Origin of the sequence: Zunongwangia pacifica (assembly GCF_023499215.1) — a bacterium.
Taxonomy (GTDB): domain Bacteria; phylum Bacteroidota; class Bacteroidia; order Flavobacteriales; family Flavobacteriaceae; genus Zunongwangia; species Zunongwangia pacifica.
Genome location: NZ_JAKHSK010000096.1, coordinates 1 through 1129, shown reverse-complemented (window position 1 = coordinate 1129; position 1129 = coordinate 1). Strand labels below are relative to the sequence as shown.

Here is a 1129-nt window from a genome sequence, read left to right as displayed (position 1 = left end):
AGATGAACTGTGTTTATATACAAGATAAATTTAAGTTATTTTCGGTGTAATAGGTTTTTTGTGTAGCAATAGCAAAGGCCTGCTTTAAAAGTTTGTTGACCACCGCTATCAAAGCCAGTTTTTTAGCCTTTCCCTTCTCCACCAACCTTTCAAAGAGCTCCCTACAGGCTTTGTTTTTCTTTTTGGCCGACCACGAACAAACATACAACATTGCCCTTATCCTGCTCATGCCCATCTTGCAGATTCGTGCCTTGCCCTTAACACTGGTACCCGATTCAAAAATCCTGGGCGATATCCCCACATAAGAACTTAACTGCTTGGCACTGGTGAACTTGGTGAACCCTCCACTAAGTACAATAAGTGTCATGGCCGTTTTTGCCCCTATTCCCGGTATGCTCTGGAGCTGTTTGAACTGCTCCTGATGGTAGGTTTCAACAAGGCGTACCATTTCTTTCTCGATCACTTTGAGTTGCTTTTCCAACCCTTTTATTTGCTGGTCGATCTTTTTCATCAATAATTTGCTCTGTACCTGATGGGCTTCAAAAGCTTCCTTTTGCCTCAAGAAACTGCCCCTGCTTTTAGTAAGCTGTTCACTATAGGCCTGCATCTGCTTCAATTCCAAAACATATGCTTCTTCTTTTGTCCATAAACCTGGCTGCTGGCAGTGACCATACTCTGCGATCACTGTGGCGTCTTTTTTATCGGTTTTCGCCCGGATAAGACGCATTTGTGAGTACCGGCGGATCACCAAAGGGTTCACCACGCTAACCATGATCCCCTTATCAAAAAGAAAACTGGCAAGGTTAAGGTAATAAGGCCCACTGGCTTCCATCACACAACAGTGATCCAAAGATAATAATGCTGAAAACCCTTGAAAACCTTCCACTTCATTCTTAAACTTGTAATGTTGGTACTTCCCTTTTTCCAACAAAGCCACATCAAAAGTTAGTTTACTAATGTCAATACCTACATAGGTAAAAGATTTTTCCATAATTTTGCTTTTTAAGACAAACAAGTAGATAGGAGAAACTGCTTTGAACTTATCAATCCTTCTTACAGGCTCCAGGGCCTAATGAACTGTCCAAGTTTCAAGCAGATAGGGAAAGTAACCAGCATCTCGAACAGCCTT

1 protein-coding gene is annotated in these 1129 nt (G+C 41.9%); it reads right to left on the bottom strand.

What is annotated here, in order from left to right:
* Positions 1-13 precede the first annotated feature (13 nt).
* Entirely contained in the window at positions 14-991 is a 978-nt protein-coding gene (locus tag L1967_RS22210; protein WP_249603676.1) for an IS110 family RNA-guided transposase, read from the bottom strand.
* Positions 992-1129: the final 138 nt, after the last annotated feature.